Source organism: Actinoallomurus purpureus (assembly GCF_024055795.1).
GTDB classification, from domain to species: Bacteria; Actinomycetota; Actinomycetes; order Streptosporangiales; family Streptosporangiaceae; genus Actinoallomurus; species Actinoallomurus purpureus.
The window spans coordinates 225,147-251,550 of record NZ_JAMXMY010000005.1 but is presented as its reverse complement, the minus strand read 5'-3'; the positions used below and the strand labels follow the sequence as shown (position 1 = coordinate 251,550).

The 26,404-nt window shown below is 72.5% G+C and carries 28 protein-coding genes; 7 read left to right on the top strand and 21 right to left on the bottom strand.

Features of this window, described 5'->3' with window-relative positions:
- The first annotated feature begins 1 nt into the window (after position 1).
- Together NE236_RS12625 and NE236_RS12620 are read left to right on the top strand one after the other, a co-directional pair.
- Positions 2 to 1,237, top strand: coding sequence for a DUF58 domain-containing protein (locus NE236_RS12625; RefSeq protein ID WP_252842102.1), 1,236 nt, complete (start codon positions 2 to 4; stop codon positions 1,235 to 1,237).
- Complete coding sequence (locus tag NE236_RS12620; protein ID WP_252842101.1) at positions 1,234 to 3,621, top strand: transglutaminase TgpA family protein; 2,388 nt, start codon at positions 1,234 to 1,236, stop codon at positions 3,619 to 3,621. The genes NE236_RS12625 and NE236_RS12620 overlap by 4 nt, the downstream gene beginning before the upstream one ends.
- 261 nt (positions 3,622 to 3,882) lie before the next feature.
- Here the strand turns inward: NE236_RS12620 and NE236_RS12615 are convergent, their stop codons facing one another.
- The 18 genes from NE236_RS12615 to NE236_RS12530 all read right to left on the bottom strand — a co-directional run bounded on the left by NE236_RS12615 (position 3,883) and on the right by NE236_RS12530 (position 19,085).
- A complete protein-coding gene (locus NE236_RS12615) occupies positions 3,883 to 4,293 on the bottom strand; it encodes an SCO2097 family morphological protein (protein ID WP_308209089.1) in 411 nt (136 codons plus the stop codon).
- 183 nt (positions 4,294 to 4,476) lie between these two features.
- On the bottom strand, positions 4,477 to 5,748 hold the full coding sequence (locus tag NE236_RS12610; RefSeq protein ID WP_252842099.1) for a DNA polymerase IV: 1,272 nt from the start codon (positions 5,746 to 5,748) through the stop codon (positions 4,477 to 4,479).
- 7 nt (positions 5,749 to 5,755) lie between these two features.
- The gene (locus NE236_RS12605) at positions 5,756 to 6,502 is read right to left on the bottom strand and encodes a methyltransferase domain-containing protein (protein ID WP_308209085.1); all 747 of its coding nucleotides are present in this window, start codon (positions 6,500 to 6,502) and stop codon (positions 5,756 to 5,758) included.
- A gap of 38 nt (positions 6,503 to 6,540) precedes the next feature.
- A complete protein-coding gene (gene nusB / locus NE236_RS12600; RefSeq protein WP_252842098.1) occupies positions 6,541 to 6,957 on the bottom strand; it encodes a transcription antitermination factor NusB in 417 nt (138 codons plus the stop codon).
- A 3-nt stretch (positions 6,958 to 6,960) separates the two neighbouring features.
- A complete protein-coding gene (efp, locus tag NE236_RS12595; RefSeq protein WP_252842097.1) occupies positions 6,961 to 7,518 on the bottom strand; it encodes an elongation factor P in 558 nt (185 codons plus the stop codon).
- A 36-nt stretch (positions 7,519 to 7,554) separates the two neighbouring features.
- Positions 7,555 to 8,622, bottom strand: a complete 1,068-nt coding sequence (locus NE236_RS12590; RefSeq protein ID WP_252842096.1) for a M24 family metallopeptidase — start codon at positions 8,620 to 8,622, stop codon at positions 7,555 to 7,557.
- A 190-nt stretch (positions 8,623 to 8,812) separates the two neighbouring features.
- Positions 8,813 to 9,859, bottom strand: a complete 1,047-nt coding sequence (locus NE236_RS12585; protein ID WP_252842095.1) for an LLM class F420-dependent oxidoreductase — start codon at positions 9,857 to 9,859, stop codon at positions 8,813 to 8,815.
- A gap of 89 nt (positions 9,860 to 9,948) precedes the next feature.
- Positions 9,949 to 10,395, bottom strand: a complete 447-nt coding sequence (aroQ, locus tag NE236_RS12580; RefSeq protein WP_252842094.1) for a type II 3-dehydroquinate dehydratase — start codon at positions 10,393 to 10,395, stop codon at positions 9,949 to 9,951.
- 20 nt (positions 10,396 to 10,415) lie between these two features.
- Positions 10,416 to 11,483: a 3-dehydroquinate synthase gene (gene aroB / locus NE236_RS12575; RefSeq protein WP_252842093.1), complete on the bottom strand. Its 1,068-nt coding sequence runs from the start codon at positions 11,481 to 11,483 to the stop codon at positions 10,416 to 10,418.
- A complete protein-coding gene (locus tag NE236_RS12570; protein WP_252842092.1) occupies positions 11,480 to 11,980 on the bottom strand; it encodes a shikimate kinase in 501 nt (166 codons plus the stop codon). The genes aroB and NE236_RS12570 overlap by 4 nt, the downstream gene beginning before the upstream one ends.
- Positions 11,977 to 13,155 carry a chorismate synthase gene (gene aroC / locus NE236_RS12565; protein WP_252842091.1) on the bottom strand — a complete coding sequence of 393 codons (1,179 nt, stop codon included), beginning with the start codon at positions 13,153 to 13,155 and terminating at the stop codon, positions 11,977 to 11,979. Before aroC ends, NE236_RS12570 begins: the two co-directional genes overlap by 4 nt.
- 70 nt (positions 13,156 to 13,225) lie before the next feature.
- On the bottom strand, positions 13,226 to 13,468 hold the full coding sequence (locus NE236_RS12560; protein WP_252842090.1) for a hypothetical protein: 243 nt from the start codon (positions 13,466 to 13,468) through the stop codon (positions 13,226 to 13,228).
- A gap of 96 nt (positions 13,469 to 13,564) precedes the next feature.
- Complete coding sequence (locus NE236_RS12555; RefSeq protein ID WP_252842089.1) at positions 13,565 to 14,038, bottom strand: hypothetical protein; 474 nt, start codon at positions 14,036 to 14,038, stop codon at positions 13,565 to 13,567.
- A 249-nt stretch (positions 14,039 to 14,287) separates the two neighbouring features.
- Positions 14,288 to 14,851, bottom strand: coding sequence for a prepilin peptidase (locus NE236_RS12550; RefSeq protein WP_252842088.1), 564 nt, complete (start codon positions 14,849 to 14,851; stop codon positions 14,288 to 14,290).
- A 9-nt stretch (positions 14,852 to 14,860) separates the two neighbouring features.
- On the bottom strand, positions 14,861 to 15,547 hold the full coding sequence (locus NE236_RS12545) for an SseB family protein (protein WP_252842087.1): 687 nt from the start codon (positions 15,545 to 15,547) through the stop codon (positions 14,861 to 14,863).
- An 86-nt stretch (positions 15,548 to 15,633) separates the two neighbouring features.
- A complete protein-coding gene (locus NE236_RS12540; RefSeq protein ID WP_372494323.1) occupies positions 15,634 to 16,809 on the bottom strand; it encodes a pyridoxal phosphate-dependent aminotransferase in 1,176 nt (391 codons plus the stop codon).
- 85 nt (positions 16,810 to 16,894) lie between these two features.
- On the bottom strand, positions 16,895 to 18,304 hold the full coding sequence (locus NE236_RS12535; protein WP_252842086.1) for an APC family permease: 1,410 nt from the start codon (positions 18,302 to 18,304) through the stop codon (positions 16,895 to 16,897).
- Between the two features lie 163 nt (positions 18,305 to 18,467).
- Entirely contained in the window at positions 18,468 to 19,085 is a 618-nt protein-coding gene (locus tag NE236_RS12530; RefSeq protein WP_252842085.1) for a DsbA family oxidoreductase, read from the bottom strand.
- A 104-nt stretch (positions 19,086 to 19,189) separates the two neighbouring features.
- On the opposite strand from NE236_RS12530, the gene NE236_RS12525 reads away from it, so the two are divergent.
- Positions 19,190 to 19,564, top strand: coding sequence for an FKBP-type peptidyl-prolyl cis-trans isomerase (locus tag NE236_RS12525; protein ID WP_252842084.1), 375 nt, complete (start codon positions 19,190 to 19,192; stop codon positions 19,562 to 19,564).
- A 229-nt stretch (positions 19,565 to 19,793) separates the two neighbouring features.
- On the opposite strand, the gene NE236_RS12520 is transcribed toward NE236_RS12525, so the two are convergent.
- Positions 19,794 to 20,429, bottom strand: a complete 636-nt coding sequence (locus tag NE236_RS12520) for an NAD(P)-dependent oxidoreductase (RefSeq protein ID WP_252842083.1) — start codon at positions 20,427 to 20,429, stop codon at positions 19,794 to 19,796.
- Positions 20,430 to 20,506: 77 nt separating this feature from the next.
- Between NE236_RS12520 and NE236_RS12515 the strand changes: the two genes are divergently transcribed.
- Complete coding sequence (locus NE236_RS12515) at positions 20,507 to 21,091, top strand: TetR/AcrR family transcriptional regulator (protein WP_252842082.1); 585 nt, start codon at positions 20,507 to 20,509, stop codon at positions 21,089 to 21,091.
- Between the two features lie 80 nt (positions 21,092 to 21,171).
- Here the strand turns inward: NE236_RS12515 and NE236_RS12510 are convergent, their stop codons facing one another.
- Entirely contained in the window at positions 21,172 to 22,806 is a 1,635-nt protein-coding gene (locus tag NE236_RS12510; RefSeq protein WP_252842081.1) for a protein kinase domain-containing protein, read from the bottom strand.
- Between the two features lie 194 nt (positions 22,807 to 23,000).
- Between NE236_RS12510 and NE236_RS12505 the strand changes: the two genes are divergently transcribed.
- The gene (locus tag NE236_RS12505) at positions 23,001 to 23,831 is read left to right on the top strand and encodes a polysaccharide deacetylase family protein (protein ID WP_252842080.1); all 831 of its coding nucleotides are present in this window, start codon (positions 23,001 to 23,003) and stop codon (positions 23,829 to 23,831) included.
- Positions 23,832 to 23,928: 97 nt separating this feature from the next.
- Positions 23,929 to 24,792: a polysaccharide deacetylase family protein gene (locus NE236_RS12500; protein WP_252842079.1), complete on the top strand. Its 864-nt coding sequence runs from the start codon at positions 23,929 to 23,931 to the stop codon at positions 24,790 to 24,792.
- Between the two features lie 8 nt (positions 24,793 to 24,800).
- On the opposite strand, the gene NE236_RS12495 is transcribed toward NE236_RS12500, so the two are convergent.
- Complete coding sequence (locus NE236_RS12495) at positions 24,801 to 25,739, bottom strand: alpha/beta hydrolase (RefSeq protein WP_252842078.1); 939 nt, start codon at positions 25,737 to 25,739, stop codon at positions 24,801 to 24,803.
- Between the two features lie 85 nt (positions 25,740 to 25,824).
- Between NE236_RS12495 and NE236_RS12490 the strand changes: the two genes are divergently transcribed.
- Positions 25,825 to 26,403 carry a PadR family transcriptional regulator gene (locus NE236_RS12490; protein WP_252842077.1) on the top strand — a complete coding sequence of 193 codons (579 nt, stop codon included), beginning with the start codon at positions 25,825 to 25,827 and terminating at the stop codon, positions 26,401 to 26,403.
- The last annotated feature ends 1 nt before the right edge of the window (position 26,404 follow it).

Below are 26,404 nucleotides of genomic sequence, written 5' to 3'. Positions count from 1 at the left end.
CATGGCCAGGACGCTCAGCGCGCTGACGACCCGGGGCCGTTCGTTCATCGCGGCGGGGATCACCGCGATCGTGTGCTCCTTCCTCCTGGGCGAGCGCGACCTCCTCCGCGCCGGGCTACTGGTCCTGGCCCTGCCGCTGCTGTGCGTGCTCGTGGTCTCGCGGACCCGCTACCGGCTGACCTGTTCGCGCCGGACGAGCCCCGCCCGCTTCCCCGCCGGGCGCGAGGCACAGGTGAACGTTCTGCTGGAGAACGTCTCCCGGCTGCCCACCGGCATCCTTCTCATCGAGGACCAGGTGCCGTACACGCTCGGAGGCCGGGCGCGTTTCGTCATCGACCGGATCGAGCCGAACGGCGCCCGGGAGATGGCCTACCGGGTACGCGCGGACGTCCGTGGCCGCTATCGCGTCGGCCCGCTCACCGTACGCCTCGCGGACCCGTTCGGCCTGGTGGAGCTGGCTCGGTCGTTCTCGGCCGCGGACGTCGTCACCGTCACCCCGCCGATCGTGCCCCTCCCCCCGGGGCGGCCGGCGGGCGCGTGGACGGGAGGTGGCGAGAGCCGGTCCCGGATGGTGGCCGGCGCGGGAGAGGACGACGTGGCGCCGCGCGAGTACCGGCACGGCGACGATCTGAGGCGTGTGCACTGGCGGTCGACGGCGCGCCGCGGCGAGCTGATGGTGCGCCGCGAGGAGCAGCAGTGGCAGACCAGCGGAACCCTCTTCCTCGACACCCGGCGGACGGCGCACTGGGGCGACGGGCCCGGCGGCTCGTTCGAGCAGGCGGTCTCCGCGGCCGCCTCCATCGGGCTCCAGCTCGGCCGTGAGGGACTCGGCCTGCGGTACGTCACGGATGACGGCGTGACGCTCGCCCCGTCGGCGACGTTCGAGGGGGCGCTCCTCGATCTGCTCGCGGTCGTCCGCACCTCGACCGGCCGGTCGCTGCGGCCGGGCCTGGCGGCCCTGCGCGAGACCGCGAACAAGGGGGACGGCCTGATCGTGGGCGTGTTCGGACGGCTCACGCCGGAGGACGCCCGCGAGGTCGCCGGGGCCAGGCGCGGCAGCGCCGCGTGCGTCGCGGTGATCATCGTCGGGGACGGGAGCACTTCTCCCGCGACCGTCCGGATCCTGCGCACGGCGGGATGGCGCGTCCTCACCGTGTCCTCGGCCGCCGCTCTGCGTACCGCCTGGCTCGACGTCGAGGGACGACGTGGAGAGCCGGAGCGGGCGGAGGCGCCATGAGGATCCGTCTCACGATCGCGGCCTGCGCCGCGACACTGCTCGCCTCGATCGCGCTGTACCCGCTGTTCAAGACGGCGGCGTGGTTCGGCAGCGGACTGGGCGCGGTGCTCACCGTCGGCGTGGCGGGCCTGCTCACCCGGAGGTTCCACCTGCCCCTTCCGGCCTGTCTCGCGATCGGCCCGGCGGCGTTGCTGATCTACCTGACCGCGCTGTTCGCGCCCGGCAAGGCGCTGCTCCTCATCGTCCCCACGCCCGGGTCGATGTCCTACCTGACGGACCTGGTCGCCGACGGCTGGCAGGATTCGTTCCGCTACGCCCCGCCCGTACCCGTGCTGCCGGGGGTCGAGTTGCTGAGCACCGGCGGCATCGGACTCGTCGCGCTCGTCGCCGATCTGCTGGCCGTGCGCCTGCGCCGGGCCGCCCCCGCCGGTCTGCCCCTGCTGGCGATGTACGCCCTGCCGGCGAGGTTCCGGCAGGAGAGCGCGGGCTGGCTGGTCTTCCTGCCGGGCGCGGCCGGATATCTCGCGCTCCTCGTGGCCGACGCCCGTGACCGCCTCTCCGGCTGGGGCCGTCCCGTCTTCACCCGGCACTGGACCTCCGAGCGCTCCCTCCACGACCGCCCCGACTCGAGCACGCTCGCCGTCACTGGACGGCGGATCGGGCTGACCGCCGTCGCCCTGGCGATCGTCGTCCCGCTCGCGATGCCCGACATCCACCCGCGCTGGCTGCCCGGCGCCGGTGGCACCGGCGAGGGCGGGCTCACCACGGTCACGACCCCCGATCCGCTCGTCAGCCTGAAACGCCAGCTGGTGCGGGCGGACGACGCCGTCGTCCTCACCTACCGCACCTCCGACGACGTGTCCCCGGACTATCTGCGGATGTACTCCCTGGACCGGTTCGAGGGGGACGGATGGACGTACTCCGCCATGCACGGGGACAAGAACGCACGCGTCAACGGCAAGACCCTGCCCTCGGCGCCGGGCCTGAACCTGGACGCCGCTCTCCTCCGCCCGGCGACCACCAGGATCACCGTCGACTCGCACGTGCGCGGCATGAGCGTCCTGCCGACGCCCTACCCCCCGACCAAGGTGGCGATCAAGGGCGACTGGCGGGTGGACGCCCCCTCACTGATGATCTTCTCGCTGCACGAGTCGGCCGGCGGCCGGACCTACACGGTGTCGAGCCTGCGTCCGGCGCTCACGTACCAGCAGCTGGAGGCCGCGGACCCGGTTCCCGCCGACATCGCGTCGCGTTACCTCGCCGTTCCGCCCCCGCTCTCGGTCGGGAAGGACGTCGTCGCCCTGGCACGCAAACTGACCGCGACGGCGTCGACCCCGTACGACCGGGCCGTCAAGCTGCAGCAGTGGTTCACCCGGCCCGGGAACTTCACCTACAGCCTCGACGCGCCCTCCCCGCGTAACGTCGGGGCGCTCCGCGACTTCCTGTTCACGAGCCGGACCGGGTACTGCGAACAGTTCGCGGCGTCGATGGCGCTGCTCGCCCGGATCGTCGGCATCCCCGCGCGCGTCGGCATGGGGTACACCGCCGGCACCCGGCAGCCGGACGGAAGCTGGGTCGTGCGGACCAAGGACACCCATGCCTGGCCCGAGCTGTACTTCGCCGGCATCGGCTGGCTGCGGTTCGAACCGACCCCCGCGGGCGGTGGCGGCCAGGGCAGCGCCACACTGCCGGACTACACCAACCCGCAGTTGCTGCCCGGCGCTCCGACCGGAGGGTCCACGAACCGTCTGCCCTCGACGGCGCAGACGCCCGGCGGTCGCTCGGCCACCGGCTCGGGGTCGACCCCACGCCACCGCACCGACCCGCTGGACCGAGGCGGGGCGGCCGGAGTCTCCCCGCCGCACCACGGGGCCGTCCCGATCGGCTGGCTGCTGGCGCTGCTGGCCGTCGCCGTGCTGCTCGCGGTGCCCGCGACGCTGCACCGCCTCGCGCGGGTCCGCCGATGGAACCGCCCGGCCTCCGACGCCGACGCCGCACACGCGGCATGGGACGAGCTGAGGGTGGCGGCAGTGGACTTCGGGCTGCCCTGGCGGGCGGGTGACAGCCCACGGGCCGCGGGCCGCGGGCTCACCGAGGCGCGGCCTCTCGACAAGACGACCGCGGAGGCACTGGCCCGGCTCGTACGGGCCGAGGAACTCGCGAGGTACGCGCCGGCACCCGGCCCCGCCACGGGGCTGCGCGATGACGCGCGTTCGGTCCGCGCCGCGATCGCCGCCGGGGCGGGGCGACGCGGCCGGTTGCGGGCCCGGCTGCTTCCGCCGTCCGCGACGGCCCTCCTGCGTCACGCGGGCGGCCGGATCCTCGACGCCTTCGACCGGCTGGACTCCATCACGCTCCGCCGGCGCCGCCACTCCCCCGGGTGATGACCGGGCCGGGAGCGGCGGTCGGGGTGTCGCTCCTCGGATCAGGCCGCCGCCGTGCCCGACGGCCCAGAGAGTCGGCTCTCCGCGCCGCTCCGGGGCCCGAGAGCCTCACCCGACAGCCCAGGGAATCGGCCCTCAGCACCGTCCGGGGCCCGAGCGCGTCACCCGACAGCCCAGGGAATCGGCCCTCCGCGCCGCTCGAGGCCCGAACGCGTCACCGCCCGGCGGCCGGCCGGGCGGTGACGTGGGTGGTCTGGGGGCTCAGAGCTCTCCGTGGCGGCGGCGCCAGCGCTCTTCCAGTCGCTCCATGAACCCGCCGCTCTTGGCCGATTTCGACCGCTTGCCCGACCGCTTGCCCGACCGCTTGCGCGGCGCCGGATCGGCGACCCCGTTCATCCGCTTCCAGCTGGTCAGCCCCCACGCACAGCAGGTGACCATGAGCAGGAAGCCCGCCACACTGATCACGATGCTGATCGGCATGGTGTTCACGATGACGCCTGCCAACACCACGAACAGGCCCAGTGCGGAGCCGATCGCGGCCTTCCAGATCCTGCGCCTGTAATGCACCTGCGGATCGGTCGAGCGGACCGCCGAAGCGAACTTCGGATCCTCGGCGTACAGCGCGCGCTCGATCTGGTCGAGCATGCGCTGCTCGTGGTCAGAGAGCGGCACGGCGCCTCCCAAAGACAGCCCCGCGAGGGGGAATCCCACGCCGGACGGGGACATGGCTATCGGTGATATGCCCAGAATACGAGGCATGACGACCGGGGGAAAGAAAACGTTCGACTGGGGATAGACGGATCGTCAAGTCAACACCCCTGGTCACTACAGGTAGTCACGGTGATCACACTGGGCTCAGTGGTCATCCGGCGTCTCCCGACCGTGGCGATTATCACGCTCGCGGTCCGCGCGGACCAGCGCGGCGGGGCGTACGGCACCCGCGCCGAACCGGCGGGCGGCGCGGTCCATGGCCGCCTCGGCCTGGCGCCAGCCGGTCTCCGGCTCCCCCAGGGCGAGCTGCCGGGGCATCGTGCCGGAGGGCGCGAGATTCTCCATCCGCACGCCCACCAGCCGCAGGGGAACGCCCTCGAGCCCCGACGCCTCGTACAGCGCGCACGCGGTGGCGTACAGGTCGCGGGCCAGGTCGGTCGGCTCCCCGAGAGTGCGGGCGCGGGTGATGGTGGTGAAGTCCGCCCTGCGGAGCTTGACCGCCACGGTGCGGCCCGCCTGGCCGCTGTCGCGCAGCCGCGCGCCCACCCGGTCGGAGAGCCGTAGCAGCTCGCGCCGGATCGCCTCGGGGTCGGCGATGTCATGGTCGAAGGTCTCCTCCGCCCCGATGCTCTTGTCCGGAACGCCGGCCGTCACCGACCGCGGGTCCCGGCCCCAGGCCAGGTCGTGGAGATGGCGGCCCATCGCCTCACCGATCTCGCGCCGGAGCGTGTCGATCGGGGTGCCGGCCAGGTCACCGACCGTGTGCAGACCGAGGCGCTGGAGGATCCGCTCGGTGCGCTCCCCCACGCCCCACAGCGCCGCGACCGGCAGCGGATGCAGGAAGTCGACGACCTTGTCCGCGGGCACGACCAGCAGGCCGTCCGGTTTGCACCGGGTGGACGCGAGCTTGGCCACGAACTTGGTGCTCGCGATCCCGACCGAGCAGGTGATGCCCTGCTGCTCGGACACCTGCTCACGGATCATCCGGCCGATCTCGGCGGGCCGGCCGAGGCGGCGCAGCGCCCCGGCGACGTCGAGGAACGCCTCGTCGAGCGCGAGCGGCTCCACGGACGGCGTGATCGAACGGAAGATCTCCATCACCCCCGCCGACACGGCGGCGTACTTGTCGTGACGCGGCGGCAGCACCACCGCCTGCGGGCACAGCCGCCGGGCCCGGCTCATCGGCATCGCCGAGTGCACCCCGAAGGCCCGCACCTCGTACGACGCGGCGGCCACGACGCCCCGCGGCCCGGCTCCGCCGACGACCACAGGACGGCCGCGCAGCTCCGGCTGCTCGAGCAGCTCGACGCTCACGAAGAAGGCGTCCATGTCCACGTGCAGGACCGTGCACCCGGTGTCGTCCCCGGGCGGCCCGGGCGGCGGCCCGGGACGGTGCAGTTGCTGCTTCCTGCTCACCGGTCGCTCATCGTCGATAAGCCAGGGCGTGGAGCTGGGTGGCGACGTCCTTCAGGACGGGGTGCATGGAGACCGCGCGCTCCAGGGCGACGAGCTCGTCGGCGGCCCCCCGCTCACCGTCGATGATGCCGCTGGGCACGAGGTCGGAGAACACCCGGACCCCGTGCACCGGCCCCGCCCGCAGACCAGCGGCCTCGATCAGCTCGGCCAGCATCCCGGAGGTGAACCGGCGCGGAACCGGATCGCGGTCCCCCCAGTGGCCCTGCGCGCTGGACAGCACCCGGCGGGCGTCCTCGAAGTGCCCGGCGAGCGCCCGGTGGAGCACCGCGGCGACCTGGTTGGCGGCCAGCACGCTGACCGCTCCGCCGGGCCGTACGGTGCGGGCGACGGCGGCCAGCGCCGTGGCCGGGTCGTCGACGTACTCCAGCACGCTGTGGCAGATGACGAGGTCGGCGCTGTCGGGCCCGACGACGTCGAGCAGGCCGTCGGCGTCGCCCTGCACGGCACGGACCGTGACACCGGCCTCGGCCGCGCGGCGCTCGAGGCCGGCGAGGGCGTCCGGGCTGGCGTCGACCACCGTCACCCGGTGCCCGAGCTCGGCGAGCGGCACGGCGAACCCGCCCGTGCCGCCGCCCGCGTCGAGGACGTCGAGGCGGTCACGCCCCGACTCCTTGGCGGTCTCGTCGAGGACGTCGCGCAGGATCTCCCACACGACGGCGGTGCGCATCGACCGCGATCGCGGACGATCGGTCACGGCTGCCCCCTCCCGGCTCCTGCGCCCACACTAGACCTCTACAGGGACAACGACGGTTTCAGCTCCAGCAGCCGCGACAGCAGGCCGTTGACGAACCGCGGCGACTCGTCGGTGGACAGCTCGGTCGCCAGGGCCACCGCCTCGCTGACCGCCACGCCGTCGGGGACGTCGTCGCTCCACAGCAGCTCGAACGCGCCCAGGCGCAGGATGTTGCGGTCGACCATGGGCATCCGGTCGAGGGTCCAGCCGACGGCGTACGTCGCGATCAGCTCGTCGATGCGCTCGCGGCGCGATGCCACTCCCTCGACGAGCCGCTCGACGAAGTCCTGCTCGGCGAGCCGCTGCTCGGAATCCCGGGTGCGCCGGTCGAGGACCTCGATCGGCGAGTCACCGCGCACCTCGGCCTCGTAGAGGATCTCCAGGGCGCGTCTGCGTGCCTTGCTGCGTGCGGCCACGGATCAGGCACGACCCAGGTAGTCGCCCGAGCGGGTGTCGACCTTGATCTTCTCGCCGGTCGTGATGAACAGCGGGACCTGGATCACCGCGCCGGTCTCGACCGTCGCCGGCTTGGTGCCGCCGGTCGAGCGGTCGCCCTGCAGACCGGGCTCGGTCTCGGTCACCTCGAGCACCACGGCCGCGGGCAGCTCGATGTAGAGCGGGGTGCCCTCGTTGAAGGCGATCACGGCGTTCTGCTCCGGCAGGAGGTAGTCCGCCGCGTCGCCGACCGTCGCGTCCGGGATGTGGGGCTGGTCGTAGGTCTCGGTGTCCATGAAGATGAAGTCCTCGCCCTCACGGTAGAGATACTGCATCTCCCGCTTGTCGACGTTGGCCACGTCGACCTTGGTGCCGGCGTTGAAGGTCTTGTCGACGACCTTGCCGGACAGGACGTTCTTGAGCTTGGTGCGGACGAACGCGCCGCCCTTGCCAGGCTTGACGTGCTGGAACTCCAGGACGGTCCACAGCTGGCCGTCAAGGTTCAGCGTCATGCCGTTCTTCAGGTCGTTCGTCGTCGCCACTGTGTGTCGTTCTCCCGCTTCGGCGGTCTGCCGCGTCTAGATGACGAGCAGGTCCTTGGTCGTCTTGGTGAGCAGCTCCGGACCATCCGCACGGACGACGAGCGTGTCCTCGATGCGGACCCCGCCGCGACCGGCGACGTAGACGCCGGGCTCGACGGTGATGGGAACTCGATCCGTCAGTTTACCGGTCTTGTCATACCCCATGAGCGGTGCCTCGTGGATCTCCAGGCCTACGCCGTGTCCCAGCCCGTGCGGGAAGTCGTCGCCGTGCCCGGCCGCCTCGATGAGGTCACGGGCGGCGGCGTCGACCTCCTTGGTCACCGCCTCCGGGGCGGCGGCCGCCACGCCCGCGGCCTGGGCCGCGGCGACGAGTTCGTAGATCTCGCGCTCCCAGGCGCCGGCCGTGCCGACGGCGACCGTACGGGTCATGTCGGCGTGGTAGCCGCCCTGGCGGGCGCCGAAGTCCATGGTCACGAGGTCACCGTGCGCGATCGCGCGACCGGACGGGACGTGGTGCGGGATGGCGCCGTTCGGGCCGCTCGCCACGATGGTCGCGAACGCGGGCTGTTCGGCGCCGAGGTCGACCATGGCCCGGTCCAGGGCGACCGCGATCTCGCGTTCGGTGACGCCGGGCCGGATGGTGGGCAGCACCGCGTCGAAGGCCCGGTCGGTGATGGCGCAGGCCTCCGAGAGGAGGGCGATCTCCGCCTCGTCCTTGATCATCCGTAGTTCTTCCACGGCACGCCCGAGGGCGACCAGGTCCGGCGCGTCCGGCTCCGCGGCCAGCGCGTCGTGCGCCTCGACGGTCACGTCGTGCGCCTCGAACGCCAGCCGGCCCGACGCCCGGGCGGCCAGCACGCCCGCGGTGGCACGGTCGATGACGCATTCGAGCTCCGGGCAGGCCCGCGCGGCCGTCCCGGCGTACCGCCCGTCGGTCGCCAGCACGGCGGTCCCGTCGGCGCGTACGAGCAGGGCGGCGTTGGAACTGGCCAGCCCGGTCAGGTAGCGGACGTTGACCAGGCGTGTGATCAGCGCCGCGTCGGCGTCACGGGCAGCGACGAGCCCGGCCAGCCGCGCCCGGCGGGCCTCGTGGATCTCCGGCATGCCCCGACTCTACGCCCGGCCCGACACCCGGGCCGACGCGGCACGGCCGGTCCCCGGGCACCCGGCTCCGCACGCCCGGTGCCGCCCGGTCGGCCCGGCGCGCCCCGCCCGCCGGTCCGGCCCGCGCCGTCGGCCACAGCGGCCGAACCCGGCCGGGGATCCGCTCGGCCGGCGCCGCCGCGCCGTACCGTCACGCCGAGGCGGCAAGCTCCCGGATCTTCTCGATCAGCTTGACGCGGGACTCGTGGTCGCCGGCCAGCGGCGCGACGTTGAGCGTCGTGACGCCGGACTCCTTCAGCGCGGCGAGACGGTCGCGGACGAAGCCCTCCGAGCCGATCAGGGAGGTCTTCTGCAGCAGCTCGTACGGGACCTTCTCGGCGGCCTCCTGCTTCTTGCCGGCGAGGTAGAGGTCCTGGATCTCCTCGGCCTCCTTCTCATAGCCGTAGCGCCGGGCGAGGTCGTTGTAGAAGTTGCGGCCCTTGGCGCCCATGCCACCGATGTACAGCGCGGCCATGGGCCGGCCGAAGTCGAGGAGGCCCTCGACGTCGTCCCCGATCGCGAGGAACGCCTGCGCGACGATGTCGAGCTCACCGAGCGAGGGGTCGCGCTTGGCCTTGCCGCGGGCGAGCGCCTCGCCCCAGACGTCGCCGGCCTTCTCGGGCACGTAGAAGATCGGCTCCCAGCCCTCGGCCAGCTCGGCGGTCATCTCGACGTTCTTCGGGCCGAGGGACGCGATGAAGATCGGGATGCGCTCGCGGACCGGGTGGTTGATCAGCTTGAGCGGCTTGCCGAGGCCGGTGCCCTCCTCGGCGGGCAGGGGCAGCTTGTAGTACTTGCCGTCGTAGGCGAGGCGCTCGCGGCGCCACACCATGCGGCAGATCTCGATGATCTCCCGGGTCCGTCCGATGGGCGCGGAGTACGGGACGCCGTGCCAGCCCTCGATGACCTGCGGGCCGGACGCGCCGAGGCCGAGCACGAATCGCCCGCCGGAGACGTAGTCGAGACCGGCCGCCGTCATCGCGGTAAGGGTCGGGGTCCGCGAGTACAGCTGGAGGATGCCCGAGGCGATCTGGAGGCGCTCGGTGCGCGCCGCGATGAAGCCCATCTGGCTGACCGCGTCGAAGCTGTACGCCTCCGGCACGAACACGATGTCGAGGCCGGCCTTCTCATAGTCCGCCAGCTCGTCGACGGTCTCCTTGAACCCGCCCGCGTAGTTGAGGGACATCCCGATGCGCATGTCACCGCACCCCAATCCTGACCTTGACCGCCGAGTAACCGAATCAGATTCAGTCTTACCGTACCGGGGCGCCGCCGACCGCGCTCCGGTCAGTCCGTCTTCTCGGCGAGGAGCTCGGCGATCGCCTGCAGCGCCAGCACGTAGGAGAGGAGGCCGAAGCCGGCGATCGTGCCGGTGGCCACCGCCGCGACGACCGAGGTGTGGCGGAACTCCTCGCGGGCCGCCGGGTTGGAGATGTGCACCTCGATCAGCGGGGCGGTGCGCTGGGCGATGGCGTCGCGCAGCGCGTACGAGTAGTGGGTGAACGCGGCCGGGTTGAGCACGACCGGGATCCTGCCGTCGGCGGCCTCGTGCAGCCAGGAGACCAGCTCGGCCTCGTCGTCGGTCTGGCGTACTTCGGCGTGCAGGCCCAGCCGCCGTGCGGTGTCCCGGCACAGCGCGGTCAGGTCGTCGAAGTTCGCGGCGCCGTAGACGTCGGGTTCGCGGCTGCCCAGCCTGCCGAGGTTCGGCCCGTTCAGGACGAAGACCTCGCTCATCGACCGCTCGCCTTCCTCTCTCAGCGGGTGACCCGCTCGTACGCCCGTACGAGCAGGTCTTCGTCCGGGTCCTCGAGCCGGCCCGGCGCGGCGATGCCGTCCAGGACGACGAACCGCAGCCGTGCCCCGCGCGCCTTCTTGTCCACGCGCATGGCGTCGCGCAGCGCCGGCCACACGTCGGGCAGGTAGGAGGTGGGCAGGCCGACGCCGGAGAGTATCGCCCGGTGCCGGTCGACCTCCGTGTCGCCGAGGCGGCCGGCCAGGCGGGCCAGCTCGGCGGCGTACACCATGCCGATGGCGATCGCGTCGCCGTGCCGGAAGCGGTACTCCTCGACCTTCTCGATCGCGTGGCCGAGCGTGTGCCCGTAGTTGAGGATCTCGCGCAGCCCGCTCTCCTTGAGATCCTCGGACACGACCCGAGCCTTGACGGCGACGGCGCGCTCGATGAGCTCCAGGGTGTGCGGCCCGTCCGGGCGGCCCGCGGCCTCGGGGTCGTCCTCGACGAGGTCGAGGATCACCGGGTCGGCGATGAACCCGGCCTTGATCACCTCGGCGAGGCCGCTGACATAGTCGGCGCGCGGCATCGTGACGAGCGTCGTCAGGTCGCACAGGACCCCGGCGGGCGGGTGGAAGGCGCCCACGAGGTTCTTGCCCTCGGGGATGTCGATCGCGGTCTTGCCGCCGACCGCGGCGTCCACCATGGCCAGCAGCGTGGTCGGCAGCAGCACGACCTTCACGCCCCGCAGCCAGGTCGCGGCGGCGAATCCGGCGAGGTCGGTGGTCGCTCCCCCGCCCACGCCGACGACCACGTCGGTGCGGGTCATGCCGAGCCGGGCGAAGCCCGACCAGAGGCCGGCGAGCACGGCGACGTCCTTGCCGGCCTCGCCGTCGGGGACGGGCAGCGCGTGGACGTCGTATCCGGCCTCGGCGAGCGCCCCGCACACCGGACGGGCGATCTCCGGCAGGCCCTCGGCGTGCACGACGGCGACCGTCCTGGCCTCGCCGACGAGGGCCGGGAGCTGCCGGAGCACCCCGGTGCCGATCACGACGTCGTACGGCGCGTCACCGCCGACGTGGACGCGGGTCACGCGAGGCCCTTGACGATCTCGTCGGCGACGTCGGCCGGCTCCCGGCCGTCCGTCGTCACCGTGAGCACGGCGAGGCGCTCGTAGATCGGGCGCCGCTCCTCCATCAGCTTGCGGAACTGGCTGCGCGGGTTCAGCACGAGCAGGGGGCGCGCGGACGCCAGCCCGACCCGCTTGACCGCGTCCGACAGCCCGACCTCCAGGTACACGACCTGGTGGCCGGCCAGGTCGGCCTGGGTGCCGGGGTCCAGGATCGCGCCGCCGCCGAGGGCGATCACGCCGTCGTGGGTCCCGAGGGCCTCCTGGACGGCCGCGCGCTCCAGCGCGCGGAAGCGCTCCTCGCCGTCGTCGACGAAGATCTCCCCGATCGGCTTGCCGGCCGTGGTCTCGACGTCGTGGTCGGTGTCGCGGAACGGGACGCCGAGTCGCTCGGCGAGGATCCGGCCCACGGTGGTCTTGCCGGAGCCGGGCGGACCGATGACGACGACCTTGGAATTCACTTGATCACCAGAGATGAGAGGTAGCCCTGCAGATTACGTGCGGTCTCCTCGACGGAGTCGCCGCCGAACTTCTCGACCGTGGCCTCGGCCAGCACCAGCGCCACCATGGCCTCGGCGACGACCCCGGCGGCGGGCACCGCGGTGACGTCGCTGCGCTGGTTGATCGCCTTCGCGGGCTCCCCGGTCGTCACGTCCACCGTGTCGAGCGCGCGGGGCACGGTGGAGATCGGCTTCATCGCGGCGCGCACGCGCACCGGGTCGCCGGTCGTCATGCCGCCCTCGATGCCCCCGGCCCGGGCGGTGCGCCGCCGGATGCCCTCAGGGGTGTTCTCGATCTCGTCGTGCGCCCGCGAGCCCGGGCGGCGCGCGGTGGTGAACCCGTCGCCGACCTCGACGCCCTTGATCGCCTGAATCCCCATCAGGGCGCCGGCGAGGCGGGCGTCGAGCCGCCGGTCCCAGTGCACGTGGCTGCCGACACCGGGCGGCAGGCCGTAGGCGAGGACCTCGACGACGCCGCCCAGTGTGTCGCCGGCCCTGCGCAGGTCCTCGATGTGGGCGACCATCGCGGCGCTCGTCTCCGGATCGGCGCAGCGCACCGGGTCGGCGTCGATCCGCTCGAGGTCGTCCGGGCCGGGCACCACGCCGTCCGGGACGCTCACCTCGCCGAGGGCCACGACGTGGCTGAGGATCCGGGCGCCCACCGCCTGGGCCAGGAACGCCTTGGCGACCTCGCCGATCGCGACCCGCGCGGCGGTCTCGCGGGCGCTGGCCCGCTCGAGGATCGGCCGGGCGTCGTCGAAGCCGTACTTCTGCATGCCGGCCAGGTCGGCGTGGCCGGGTCGGGGCCGCGACAGCGGCGCGTTGCGCGCTTGGGCGGCCAGCTCGTCCGGGTCGACGGGATCGGCCGACATGACCATCTCCCACTTCGGCCACTCGGTGTTGGCGATCTCGATCGCGACCGGGCCGCCCTGGGTGCGGCCGTGCCGGATCCCGCCGACGATCGTCACCCGGTCCTGTTCGAACTTCATGCGGGCGCCTCGCCCGTGGCCGAGACGGCGGCGGCGCAGCGCCTCGGCGATGTCGCCAGAGGTCACGCGCACACCGGCGGGCAGCCCTTCCAGGATCGCGACGAGGGCCGGGCCATGAGACTCCCCCGCGGTCAGCCAGCGCAGCATGTGGTGAATCCTTTCATCCCCACGGAAGGCTACGCGCATACGTCCGCAGCGTGAGACGACCCGCCAGTGATCACAGCCGATCTTCGTACGCGAGCGAACACAACTCGCTCCACGCCGCCGCACGCACCTCGGGCTGGAGCCCCTCTCCGCCGACCGAGACGTCGGGGAGGACGTAGCGACGCTCCTCCCCACGACGCGCCAGGACCGCCCGCAGTCCCTCGTCGATCAGGGAGTCGAGCGTGGTGTCCTCCTCCTGGGCCATTCGACGAACCTCTCGCACCAACTCAGCAGAGATGTCGACCGTCGTCTTCATATGGCGCACCCTATCGAGGGGAGAATCAGATCGTGTCCGGAAAGGTGCGTGAATCACCTTTCCGGACACGATCCGGACTCGTCGTCGACGCTCCGATCAACGGACGTGCCTGCGGCGACGGAACCGGTCGTCGTCGAAGAAACGATGACGGCCGCGGACCCGCGTGTGCGCGAAGATGGGCGGCCGTACGGCCGTCTCGATGCAGACGACGCGGCGGCCATGGCGGTCGGCGCCACGGAAGTCCGGATCGAAGAAGCAGCCCATGGCGACGTCCGGCCATCCGATCGCCCCGGTGAACTCCAGGTGCCGGCGGGTCTTGAAGTTCCCGTCGTCGAATCCGTCGTCGAAGAAGTTCCTGTTCCGGTCGTCGTTCTCGGGGGCGATGGTCACGGTGTCCCCGGCGCCATTCGCCACGCCGGCGACGCTCGGGGACGGCTGAACGCGAGGGTGGGTGCCCTGGTGTCCCGGCCGGCCGTCGGCCGTTCCCGGCGCCCGGTACGCGGCGGCGGCCGGTGCCGGATTCCACGACGTCGCCGCCGCCAGCACCCCGGCCGATCCGGCCGTGATCACGACGATCCACGTACGAAGACCGGTGATCGGGCTCTTTGTCCGCCCATTAGCGCGAGGAGTCAATTGTTTCCCCAAATCTGTTCGGCCCGATAAGACGGGTTTCTTTCGGAGCACGCCGAGGCGTACCGCGAATTGAATACCCGTTTCCGGTCGACGAGGAATCGCGACTCACGTCGGGATAAGGCAAACAGCGAGGAATGATATTCCGGCGCCCGGACATCATTCGTTCTTCGGGCGCGAAATGGCCGCTCAGGCGTAGACCAGCACCGCCGCCAGGACTCCGGCGAGCATGAAGGGTCCATAGGGGATCTGCGACTTGAGCGTCGCCCGCCGGCTCGCCAGCAGCCCGATCGAGTACACCGCGGCGAGAACATATCCGGCGCACACCCCGGCCACCCACGCGGAGAGGCCGAGCCATCCGAGGTAGAGCCCCAGCACGCCCGCCAGCTTCACGTCGCCCAGGCCGATCTGGTTCGGCGCGATGAGCCACTGCAGCGCGTAGAGCGCGAACAGCGCGACCATGCCCGCCAGCGCGTGAGCGAACCGCACGCCGCCGTCGTGGGTGAAGAGCGCCGCCATCCCGAGCAGCAGCAGGCCGACGGCGTACGACGGGAGCGTCACCGGGTCGGGCAGGCGCTTCAGCGCGATGTCGATGAACGTCAGCGCGACACCGGCCACGGCGAGACAGACGAACGCCGGGAGGTCGGGGGCCGGCCCGACCCGCCAGGTCACCAGCGCGAGGACGACCACGGTGGCCGCGATGACGCCGAGCCGCCGCCGGATCACCGGCTCGGCCCAGTCGGGGGTGGTCACCCCGGCACTCTATTCGCGGACGATCCCGATCTCGACGCCTCCGGCGACGTGGCCGCGGAGCCGCTCGGCGAGGCGGTCGGCGGCGGCCCGCACCTCCGGGCCGCCGGCGCTCTCGGCCAGCCGGAGACGCACGGCGAGCTCGGCCCGTTCGCCGGGCTCCACACGCACCCCGGTGATGCCGGGCAGACCGTCCACGGCGGCGTGGACGGCCATGAGGACATCGGGGTCCTCGTGGGGGGCGGTGATCGCGCCGCCGCTCGCGAGCACCCGCAGCCGGGCGCCCTCGATCGCGTACGGCACGGGGCCCGCCACGTCGACGACCACCGCGTCGGCGGACTCGTCGACGGCGGCCCGGCACGCCTCCCGGGCGTGCACCGCGACGGGCCGGGCGTCCGGGCGCCAGCGGGCGAGGCTGTCGGTGGAGGTGAAGGCGAGCACGGCACGCCTGCCGTCGTCCCCGACGAGGGTGGGGAGCGCCATCTCGCTCTCCTTCTCGCGCCGCAGACCGTCGACGGTCTCGTCCTCGGTCAGCACCGCGACCACAGGAACCAGCAGGCGGGCGCCGGCGAGCGCAGCGAGCACGGCCCGCTCATCCGCGCGGCCCCCGGCGTAGTCGCTCAGAACCCGCTCGACCTCGGCGGGGGCACCGCCGTCGTCGTCGGGGAACTGCGGCTGCGGGATGCGGTGTCCGGACACGACAGACGAGCGTATCCGAGCGCCGCGCCGGGCCCGCCAGGGCGTGTCCGACACGTTCGCCACGAACGGGATTCGTCAGACACGGCCTACAGCCGGCGGAGTCGTTCGACGGCCTCGTCGATGACCTCGTCGCGCTTGCAGAAGGCGAACCGGACGTACGGGTCGCCGGCGCCGGAGTCGTAGAACACCTGCGTCGGGATGGCGACGATGCCGGCGCGCTCGTGCAGGGCGCCGACGAACGCGCGGCCGTCGCCGAAGCCGAGCGACCGGACGTCCGCCTGCGCGAAGTAGGTGCCCTGCGGCCGGAACGTCGTGAGCCCGGCGGCGGTGAGGCCGTCGCTCAGCCGGTCGCGTTTGGCCCGCAGGGACACGCGGAGGCCGTCCACCCACTCCTGCTCCTCGCGCAGGGCGTAGGCGACCGCACGCTGGTACGGGGCGCTCGCGGTGAAGGTGAGGAACTGCTTGACCGTCTGGACCGCCCGGACGAACCGCGGGGGCGCGGTGATCCAGCCGACCTTCCAGCCGGTGACGGAGAAGGTCTTGCCGGCCGAGGAGATCGCCACCGTGCGCTCGCGCATGCCGGGTAGGGTGGCGAGCGGCACGTGCGCGCCGCCCGGGGCGTCGTCGTAGGTGAGGTACTCGTAGACCTCGTCGGTGACGGCGACGAGGTCGTGCTCGCGGCACACCTCCGCGACGACCTCCAGCTCCTCGCGGGTGAAGACCGTGCCGGTCGGATTGTGCGGCGAGTTGAGCAGGAGCACCCGGGTGCGCGGGGTGACGGCGGCGCGTAGTTCGGCCGGGTCGAACGTGAACCTTCCCGCGTCGGGACGCAGGGTGACCGGCCGTCGTACGCCACCGGCCAGCGCGATGATCGCCGCGTACGAGTCGTAGTAGGGCTCGAACACGACGACCTCCTCCCCCGTCTCGACGAGAGAGAGGATCGCCGCCGCGATCGCCTCCGTCGCCCCGACGGTCACCAGCACCTCGCCGGTGGGGTCGTACGCCAGGCCGTACCGCTCCGCGCGCTGCGCGGCGACGGCCTCGCGCAGCTCCGGGAGCCCAGGGCCGGGCGGGTACTGGTTGGCGCCGTTCATGATGGCCTCGGCCGCGGTCTCGAGCAGCTTGGCGGGGCCGTCGGTGTCGGGGAAGCCCTGGCCGAGGTTGATCGCCCCGGTGCGGACCGCCAGCGCCGTCATCTCGGCGAACACCGTGGTGCCGAATCCCTGCATCCGCGCGACGAGCGGGTCGATGTTCGGTGTCACGGGGCTCAGCGTAGCCAACCGGGTCCCGGCCGGAACGGCGGCGTTCGGACGTCCTCACCCGCCCGGCCGAACCCGGGGCGCCCGCTCAGGAGCGGCGCGACGAGGAACGGTTCCCGCCGGGCACCGGCTCGCGGCCGACCGGGCCGTCCGCACCGTCCGCGCCGGGCGTCGTGGCGCGGGGTCCGCGGCGGCGCTGGAGGGCGACCACCACCAGCCCGGCGGCGAGCCAGACGCCGCCCACGACCTTCGCCATGGTGGTCGCCGACACGATGATCCAGATGGACACGGCGGCGCCCGCGGCCGGCACGAGCAGGTGCGGCAGCCACGCCCGGCTCCGGCGGCGCACGACGAAGTACCCGGTCACCGACGCGTGCAGCAGGGTGAAGGCCGCGAGGGCGCCCATGTTCACGACGGAGACGAGCACGTCGAGGCCGTCCGAACGCCAGGCCGCCCACACCGAGACGACGGCCGCGACCGCCGCCGTCGTGAGGAGCGCCGCCCGGGGCACGCGGGAGCGGGCATCGACGGTGGCGAGCGCCTTGGGCAGGCCGTGGTCGCGGGCCATCCCGTACATCAGCCGGGACGCGGCCGCCACCGCGGACATCGCGGAGAACGCCGGTCCGATGCCCTTGACGACGACGAACGCCAGGTGGAGCCAGGACCCGAACGCCGAGTCGGTCATGACGTAGAACGCGGTGCCCTGTTCGGCGGGCGCCGACGCGAGGTGCTGCGGGCTCACGGGCATGAGGAGCCCGGCCAGGTACGTCTGGACGACGAACAGCAGCCCCGCCAGGCCGAGGCAGAACAGCACCGCGCGCCCGATCTGGCGCTCGTCCCCGGTGTTCTCCTCGGCGAAGGAGGCGATCCCGTCGAAGCCGAGAAAGGACAGCACGGCGACCGAGACGCCCCCCATGACGGCGCTCGCGGTGGTCCCGCCGGTGCCGGTGAACGGCGACGCCCACGGCCGGGCCGGCCCGTGCGTGATGAGGACGACGACCGCGGCGACCACGAAGACCGCGAGGAGCAGGATCTCGACGACGAGCACGACGAGCCCGACGCGCGCCGCGACGCGCACACCGGCCAGGTTGAGGGCGGTGGTCAGTACGAAGGCGACGACCGTGAAGATCCAGGCGGGGACCGAGGGCACCTGGGAGTGCAGCGCGATCCCGCAGAACAGGTACGCCACCGCGGGGATCAGCAGGTAGTCGAGCAGCGCCATCCAGCCGGCCAGCAGGCCCGCCGGCCGGCCGAGCCCCGCGCTGGCGTAGGCGAACACCGATCCGGCCTTCGGGACCTTGCGCGACATCTGCGCGTAGGACAGGGCGGTGAAGCCCATGGCGATCGTCGCCACCACGTAGACGAGGGCGACCGCCCCGGTGCTCTTGGCGTCGAGCACGCCGAAGACGCCGACCGGGGCGAGCGGCCCGATGAACAGCAGCCCGTAGACGATGAGGTCACGCAGTGACAGGCTGCGGCGGAGTGCCTGCGGCTCCAAGGGGGATCTCCCGGGGAATCGGATGTATCCGTAGGTCGGAATGTATCCGTCCGAAAAACGGAAAACCAAAGCCTTTTACCAGGTCAGAGGGTTTCCGTGACCCGAGAGCGCCCCACTGTTCACACCGGCCTCAGCGGTCCCCGCAGCGTGTACGGGCGGTGGCTCAGGCGATCTTGGCCGCCACCTCGGCGAGCGCGTTCTCGAAGAACTCCCGTGACTGCGCGCCGGACACCGCCCACGTGCCCTCGAAGACGAAGAACGGCACACCGGTGACGCCGACGCCGCGCGCGACCTCGAGCTGGGCGGTGACCGCCGCGTCGCCCTCCCCGGCCGCGAGGCGCTCCCCCACGCCCGCCAGGCCGGCCTCGGCCGCGAGTTCGGCGAGCGTGCCGTGGTCGTTCAGGTCCCGGCCCTCGGCGTGGTGCGCCTGGAACAGCCGGCCGACGACGGCGTCCTGCACACCCGCCTCATCGGCCAGCGCGATCACCCGGTGCGCGTCGCGGGTGTTCGCCCGCAGCGCCTTCTCCGGCGCGTACGGCAGACCCTCGGCCGCCATCAGCTCCCGCATCCGCGCGTGCGCCTCGGCGACGCGATCCGGCCCGCCGAACTTCTCGGCGAGGCTCTCGCTCATCAGCCCGCCCGCCGAGGCATCGGGGTCGAGCTGGTACGGCCGCCAGGCCACGTCCACCTGGCCGCCGAAGCTCCGGACGGCGGCGGCGAACCGCGCCCGGCCCAGGTAACACCACGGGCATACGACATCGGAGAAGATCTCAACGTTCACGCCAATGCCAACAGGCACCACCGGAGCCGCATTCCTGCGGGTCGGGGGTGTCACGGGTGGATACGCTTGGGTGTTCGACATCACCGACGATGAGAGAAATTCCCATGGCGCTTGAGCGACCTGAGATCGACTTCCCCGAGGGCAACCCGCCCGCCGACCTGCAGATCACCGACATCACGGTCGGCGACGGCGCCGAGGCCCAGCCCGGCTCCACCGTCTCGGTGCACTACGTCGGCGTGTCCCACTCGACCGGCGAGGAGTTCGACGCCTCGTGGAACCGCGGCGAGGCGTTCAGCTTCCCGCTCGGCGGGGGACGCGTCATCCAGGGCTGGGACCAGGGCGTCGCCGGCATGCGGGTCGGCGGACGCCGCAAGCTGGTCATCCCGCCGCACCTGGGATACGGCAACCGCGGCGCGGGCCGCGCGATCAAGCCGGGCGAGACGCTGATCTTCGTCGTCGACCTGATCGGCGTCGGCTGACCGTTCGCCGGAGGGCCTGATCGACGGCCCCGCCGCCGACCCGTCGGCGGCGGGGCCGTCTGTCGTCCGCACCCGACCGCCCAGGCACGCCGCCCGGACGTCACCGACCCGGCAGATCCGTCCGGCCGTCACCGCCCGATCCCCCGCCGCCCGGTCGCCGCCCAGTTGTCGCCCGCCACCCCGTCGTCCGGTCGTCACCGCCTCGGCGGCCGGGCCGGAGCGCCGGCGGTCAACGCGCGATCGAGACGTGCCGGCGCACCACCGAGTCGTCGGGGACGAGGTCGAGGAGGCCGGTGGCGAGATCGGCGCGGGAGATCTGGATGCCGCCCCGGACGTTGAGGTCGATCGCCGTCCGGTATCGCCCCGTGCCCTCCTTGTCGATGAGCCGCGGCGGCCGGACGATCGTCCAGTCGAGGTCGCTGTCGCGGACCTCCTCCTCCGCACGGCGCATGTCGGCGAAGGCGTGCCGCAGGATCCGCTGCAGGATCGGTTTGGCCACGTAGCGGGTGACGGGGCCGTCGCCGGCGTCGGTGACGAATCCCGCGGCGCTGACCATGAGGAAACGGCGGACGCCGGCCTTGGACATCGCCTCGATGATGCTGCGCGCGCCGTCCTGGCACACGGTCGTCGGGCCGGTGTCGCGGTGGCCGAGCGCGGAGACGACGGCGTCGGCTCCGGCGACGGCGGGCTCGATGGCCGCCGGGTCCATCACGTCCGCCGTGACGACGGTCAGGCGATCGTGGGCCGGGACGGCGAGCCGTGCCGGATCACGGACCACGGCCGTCACCTCGTGGCCCCGCTCCAGCGCCTGCCGGACCAGCCGGGTCCCGGTGCCTCCGCTCGCTCCGAAGATCGTAAGTCTCATGACGCGTCACCCCTCCGTGGTTAGTGAGTACTCACTAACCACCATAATGGGAGAACGCTCGACGACCAAGGGGGATCGTGGGAACCCGGGATCGCATCCTCGACGCCGCCGCCGGCCTCATGCGCGAACGCGGCGTCACGCGCACCACCACAAAGGAGATCGCCAAGGCCGCGGGCCTGTCCGAGGCGGCCCTCTACAAGCACTTCACCGACAAGACGGAGCTTCTGCTCCACGTCCTCCGCGAGCGGATGCCCGGCTTCGCCCGCGTCGACGCCCGTCCCGGCGACGGCAGCGTCGCGGGCACGATCGCCGAGCTCACCCGCGCCACCCTGGACTTCTACCTCCAGACCCTGCCCATGCTCGGCTCACTGCTGGCCGAGCCGCAGCTGATGGCCGCCCAGCGCGAGGCGATGCGCAAGTACGGCGCCGGGCCGGAGCACGTCGTCCGCCGGTTCGCCGACTACCTGCGCGCCGAACGCGACCTGGGACGGATCGCCGCCGACGCCGATCCCGACGCGGCCGGCGCCCTGCTGGCCGGCGCCTGTTTCCAGCAGGCGTTCCTCAAGTACTTCGCCGAGGGTCCGGCCGCCAAACCGGTGCCGGACGAGACGGTGACCGCGCTGAGCGCCACGCTGATCCGCGCCCTGGGCGTACGCGGCTGACGGACGCGACCGCGGCGCGCGCTCTCCGGGACGCCCGCCGCGGCTCCGAGGTCATCGCGAGGTGGGCCGGTGGCGGTGGGTCATCCGACGCCGACGAACAGCGTGACGTCCGATCCGGGACAGGCGCGGGTTCCGGCGGCCGGGTGCTGCGCGACGACCTTGCCGATCCAGTAGTCGCTCCGGCGCCGCTCGAGCGTGACGTGAAGGCCGTTCCGCTCGAGCACCTTGCGGGCCTGAGCCACCGGCCAGCCCTTTCCGTCCAGGACCGTGACCGGCGTCCCGCCCACCACCACGTCCACCGCCGTGTGCGCGGCGGCCGTCGTACCCACGGCGGGAGCGGCGCGCAGGACCGTCTTCTGACGGGACGCCGCGCAGTCCACCGTGACGCGCCCCATCGTCAGCCCGGCTCCGCGGAGCCGGGCGGCGGCGGCGCTCTCGGACAGCCCGGCGATCTCCGGCACGCGCACCGGCGCCGCATTCGCCGGTACCGCGGGTGAACCGGGGGTCGAGGCGGCCCGGGCGTTCGCGGTGGCACGGGCACGGGTCGAGCCGCCCGGTTCCGCCGCGTTCGCGGCCAGGACGGCGCCCGAGGCGGCCACCGCGACCGCCACGGGAATGAAGACCTTGCGCAGCCGGGACCGCCGTGGCCCGTCGGCACGCCCGGTGGACCGCGGGGAACTCTCGGCCGCGTCGTTCGCGGTGACTCCGGCGATGTTCCCGATGGTCTCGGCGGAGCCCGCGATGGTGTCCGCGGCCGCGAGTTCGGCCGCCGCCGACAGGAGGGGCGTGTCCAGGGAGGTCGGCGCCGGCGAGGCCGAGACCCGGCCCGGCGCGGCGTCCGGCACGGGGAGGACCGCTCCCCGGCCGGTGTCAGCGGCCGGGGCGTTCACTGCGGCCACCGGCGACCCCGCCCCGCCGAGGAGCCGGAGGAGCACCTGCCTCGCCGATGGACGCCGTGCCGGATCCTTGACCAGGCACGATTCGACGAGGCCGCGCACCGGTTCGCGCAGCCCGGTCAGATCCGGGGGCTCGTTCAGGATCCGATTCAGCACGGCCGGGATCACGTCATCACCGAACGGCGGGCGCCCGGTCGCCGCGTACACCATCGTCGCGGCCCACGCGAAGACGTCGGCGGCCGGGCCGCTGCAGGCCCCGGAGAAGCGTTCGGGCGCCATGTAGGAGGGGGTTCCGATCACGCCCTGGGTGGCGGTCCGGGTGGTGTCGAGGGCCCGCGCGATGCCGAAGTCGATCACGCGCGGCCCGTCGGAGCCGAGGATCACGTTGGCCGGTTTGAAATCCCGGTGGACGATGCCCGCCTCGTGGATGGCGGTCAGCGCGGTGACCGTCCCGATCGCGAGCCGTTCCAGCGACCCGTCGGCGAGCACGCCCTCGGAGTCGACGCGCCGTTGGAGAGACGGGCCGTCGATGTACTCGCTGACGATATAAAGCCGCTCCCCCGCCATCCCGGCCGACAGGACTCCCGCCGTGCAGAAGCGTGCCACCTGCATGGCCAGGTCGGCCTCCCACAGGAACCGGCTCCGGGCCGCGTCGTCACCCCACAGATCGCCGCGCAGCAGTTTCACGGCGACCGCCGCGCCGTCGGAGGCCTCCCCTCGATAGACGATCCCCTGGCCGCCCTCGCCCACCCTGCCGGTCAATCGGAAGTCCCCCACCTGCCGCGGGTCGTCCGGGTACAGGGGCGTCGTGTTCGGCATCGGTCCTCCTTCGGCGCGTTTCGCCGGGTATTCGGAGCCGGTGCCGGGCCGGATTGGTGCCGGGCGGGCGAAGTTTCGCGATTTTCCGCGCCGCGCGGCGGAAACAAGCCGAGATTGCCCGAACCTGGCCACCACATCCCAGCATCAACCTCTATGAAGAGACTTAAGATCCACTGAGGGGAAGCTGGGGATGGATGCGCGGAATACGGTTGATCGCCTCGTGCGTGCTCGCGGCGCTGCTCGGAGTGGCCTCCGGCCTGTGGCCTGACGTCCGGACACGGATCCACCACTCCGGCGCGCACGCGGCCGGTCCGCCCGCCATGGCCGAGGTCATGGCGCCTCCCCGCTGGCCCGTTCCGAAGGCGGGCACCTGGCGGCTGTCGTACCAGCGGAGCGGCGACGGCCTGCCGCCGGTGGTCGACCGGGTCGTGACGCAGGACAAGGTCGTCTTCATCACCATCGACGACGGCTGGGAGCACGACACCCGCTTCGTCGACGTCGTCCGGACGCAGCGCGTGCCGATCCTGGTCTTCCTCACGGACCAGGCGGCCCGGACCGGCTACGAGTACTTCTGGGCGCTGCAGCACGCCGGCGCGCCGATCGAGGACCACACGATGGACCACGCCGCGCCGTTCAACGACATGCGACGGCTGTCCTCCGCTGCGCAGCACCGGCAGATCTGCCAGTCGGCCGACATCGACGCCCGCCAGTACGGACGGCGGCCGCAGATCTTCCGGCCGCCCGGCGGATCGTACGACCACGTCACCCGGACGGCGGCCCGCGACTGTGGCATGAAGTCGGTCGTCGTCTGGTCGGTGGAGTTCTACAACGGCCTGTCCGGCCGGCTGGCCCGGATGGACGGCGGCTCGGACCTGCGGCCCGGCGACATCATCCTGATGCACTTCCGGCGCGGCCTCGCCGGGGACTTCGAGCGCCTGCTCACCTGGATCCGCCAGGCGGGACTGCGGCCCGCGGCGCTGGAGAACTACCTGCCCCGTTCTCTCGGCGGCACAGCGGCGGGGTGACCCATCCCACGTTCGCGTTTCGCTAAATCAGGTTGATCGACCGCCAGATCCGGACAGCTTGATAAATGACCGGACCGTCGTTCCTAGGGGATATCCGATGGCCCTTCGCCCACAGCTCCGCACCCTCACCGCAGCCGCCGTCGCGGTGCTCGCCGCGGGAGGCCTGGCAGCCTGCCACCCGGGCAGTCCGCACGAGCGGACCGCGGCGCCGGTGGCGTCACGGGGACCGGGAGGCGGCGCTCCGAGCGAGACGCCGGCCGGCGGCCCTGCCACGTCGGCCTCGGTGTCACCGTCCGCCTCCTCCTCCCCGTCGCCCACGCCGAGCGCCTCCGCCTCGTCCGGCACGCCCTCGGCGCTACCGCGCTCGCGCCACGGCCTGCCTCCGGTGATCAGCGACATCCCGGTGCAGGACAAGGTCGTCTTCATCACGATCGACGACGGCTGGGAGAAGGACGCCGACTTCGTCCGGCTGATCCGGGACCGGCAGATCCCGGTGACGCTCTTCCTGGCGAACATGGCCGTCAAGAAGAACTACGGCTACTTCCGCGAACTGCAGCAGGTGGGTGCGCTCGTCGGAGATCACACGATGACGCACCCGTACCTGCCCCGGCTGTCCTACGCGCGGCAGAAGCAGGAGATCTGCGACGCGGCCGCCATCTACACCACGCAGTACGGCTCGCGCCCGACGCTGTTCCGCGCACCGTACGGGGCGACGGACCACGACACGCTGCGCGCCGCGCGGGACTGCGGGATGAAGGCGATCTTCTTCTGGCGGGAGGTCGTCAGCAACGGACGGATCGCCTACCAGCGGCCCGGCGGCCTGCACCGGGGCGACATCCTGCTGGTGCACTTCAACCCGAACATGACCGCCGACTTCAAGAAGATGCTCCGCACCATCCAGAAACAGGGTTTCCGCCCCGCCGCGATGCGGGATCACCTGCCGGCCGAGTTCTTCCAGTAGGCCTCCGGTCAGGGGTGCAGGGCGGTGCGCAGCGCCCGGAGCCAGTGCGCGGTCGTCGCCTCGGCGATCGCGCTCTCGGGCGCGAACCCCTCGAAGAAGTGCCAGGCGCCCGGCACGTGGTGAAGCTCCACCGGCACGTCGGCCTCGATGAGCCGCCGGGCGTAGTCGACGCCCTCGTCGCGGAGGGGGTCCATCCCGCAGGTGAGGACGTACGCGGGCGGGAGACCGCGCAGGTCCTCCGCACGGGCCGGCGCGGCGTACGGCGACGCCTCCCCGCGACCCGGGCCGAGATAGTTGTCCCAGGTGCGGGCGACGCTCGGGCCGTTGGTGATCCTCCGGTCGGTGAGGCTCCGGAAGGAGACGGTCTCGCCCCGGTCGTCGAGACACGGGATGAGCAGGCACTGGTAGGCGATCGAGGGCCCCTGCCGGTCCCGTGCCATGAGAGTCATCGCGGCGCTCAGGGCCCCGCCCGCCGACGCACCGGCGACGGCGATCCGGTCCGGATCGACGCCGAGTGCGGCGGCGCGGTCCGCCATCCAGCACAGCGCCGCGTAGCAGTCCTCGACCCCGGCGGGAAAGCGGTGCTCCGGCGCGAGCCGGTAGTGCACGTCGACGACGACGGCGCGGGCCCCGGCGCAGGCGTCGCGCGCCATCGGGCTCGGGCCGTCCAGTTCGCCGTAGGCGAAGCCGCCGCCGTGGATGTAGACGACACCCGGCAACACCTCACCCTCGGCGGCGTCGGCCGGCCGGATGACCTGCAGCTCGATCGCGTTGCCGTCCGGTCCTTCGATGGCCGTGCCCTCCACCGTGACGCGGGGGTCCGGGCCCATCCGCGGGGCCATCAGCGCGCGGAAGTGGGCGCGTGTCGCCTCGATGTCGGCGTAGGGGTCGGCCGGGCGCTCCGGGAGCGCGGCGAAGATGTCGGCCAGTTCGGGATGGACGTACATGAGCTCTCCACCGATAGTCTCATTGATACGGTCTCAATGGGATGAAAGTATGGTCTCGGCGAGGCGGTGTCAACGGGAGGTGCGCGTGGAGTTGAGCATGTCGGCGTACGTCGTGCTCGGGCTGATCGCCCGCCACGGCCCGATGACCCCGTACGAGCTGAAGGCGCGCGTCGAGGAGAGCATCGCCCCTTTTTGGCCGATCCCGCACGCGCAGCTGTACCGCGACCCGCCCCGGCTGGCGGAGATGGGCCTGCTGACCGAGGAGACCGAGGAGGGCGGGCGGCGCCGCCGCTTCTTCCACCTCACGCCGGCGGGCGAGAAGGCGCTACGGGAATGGCTGGCGACTCCAGAGGTCCCTCATGCGGAGTTCCGCGACCCCGCCCAGCTCAGGCTCGCCTTCGCCGACCTCGGCGACCCCGACGACCTCGCGCGTCTCGCGCGGACCCAGGCACGGCAGCACCGGGAACTGATGGAGCTCTACGAGCAGCGGCGCGCCGAACTCGACCCCGCGGACACCGGCACCGTCTCCCGCGAGCGCATGCTGTCCTACGGGATCCTGCACGAGCAGGCCCACGCCGCCTTCTGGGAGACCATCGCCTCGGCGGACGAGGACCCGGACGACCCCTTCGAACCGACCGCCAGGGACCGCTGGCAGCACAACTGAC

Excerpts from the sequence above, each read along its gene's own strand:
- NE236_RS12525 (WP_252842084.1), top strand. The coding sequence starts at position 19,190 with ATGGCGCTTGAGCGACCTGAGATCGACTTCCCCGAGGGCAACCCGCCC.
- NE236_RS12520 (WP_252842083.1), bottom strand. The coding sequence starts at position 20,429 with ATGAGACTTACGATCTTCGGAGCGAGCGGAGGCACCGGGACCCGGCTG.
- NE236_RS12510 (WP_252842081.1), bottom strand. The coding sequence starts at position 22,806 with ATGCCGAACACGACGCCCCTGTACCCGGACGACCCGCGGCAGGTGGGG.
- NE236_RS12625 (WP_252842102.1), top strand. The coding sequence starts at position 2 with ATGGCCAGGACGCTCAGCGCGCTGACGACCCGGGGCCGTTCGTTCATC.
- NE236_RS12505 (WP_252842080.1), top strand. The coding sequence starts at position 23,001 with ATGCGCGGAATACGGTTGATCGCCTCGTGCGTGCTCGCGGCGCTGCTC.
- NE236_RS12495 (WP_252842078.1), bottom strand. The coding sequence starts at position 25,739 with ATGTACGTCCATCCCGAACTGGCCGACATCTTCGCCGCGCTCCCGGAG.
- NE236_RS12560 (WP_252842090.1), bottom strand. The coding sequence starts at position 13,468 with ATGAAGACGACGGTCGACATCTCTGCTGAGTTGGTGCGAGAGGTTCGT.
- NE236_RS12620 (WP_252842101.1), top strand. The coding sequence starts at position 1,234 with ATGAGGATCCGTCTCACGATCGCGGCCTGCGCCGCGACACTGCTCGCC.
- NE236_RS12590 (WP_252842096.1), bottom strand. The coding sequence starts at position 8,622 with ATGCCGGAGATCCACGAGGCCCGCCGGGCGCGGCTGGCCGGGCTCGTC.
- aroQ (WP_252842094.1), bottom strand. The coding sequence starts at position 10,395 with ATGAGCGAGGTCTTCGTCCTGAACGGGCCGAACCTCGGCAGGCTGGGC.
- aroC (WP_252842091.1), bottom strand. The coding sequence starts at position 13,155 with ATGCTGCGCTGGCTGACCGCGGGGGAGTCTCATGGCCCGGCCCTCGTC.
- NE236_RS12500 (WP_252842079.1), top strand. The coding sequence starts at position 23,929 with ATGGCCCTTCGCCCACAGCTCCGCACCCTCACCGCAGCCGCCGTCGCG.
- NE236_RS12585 (WP_252842095.1), bottom strand. The coding sequence starts at position 9,859 with ATGCGCATCGGGATGTCCCTCAACTACGCGGGCGGGTTCAAGGAGACC.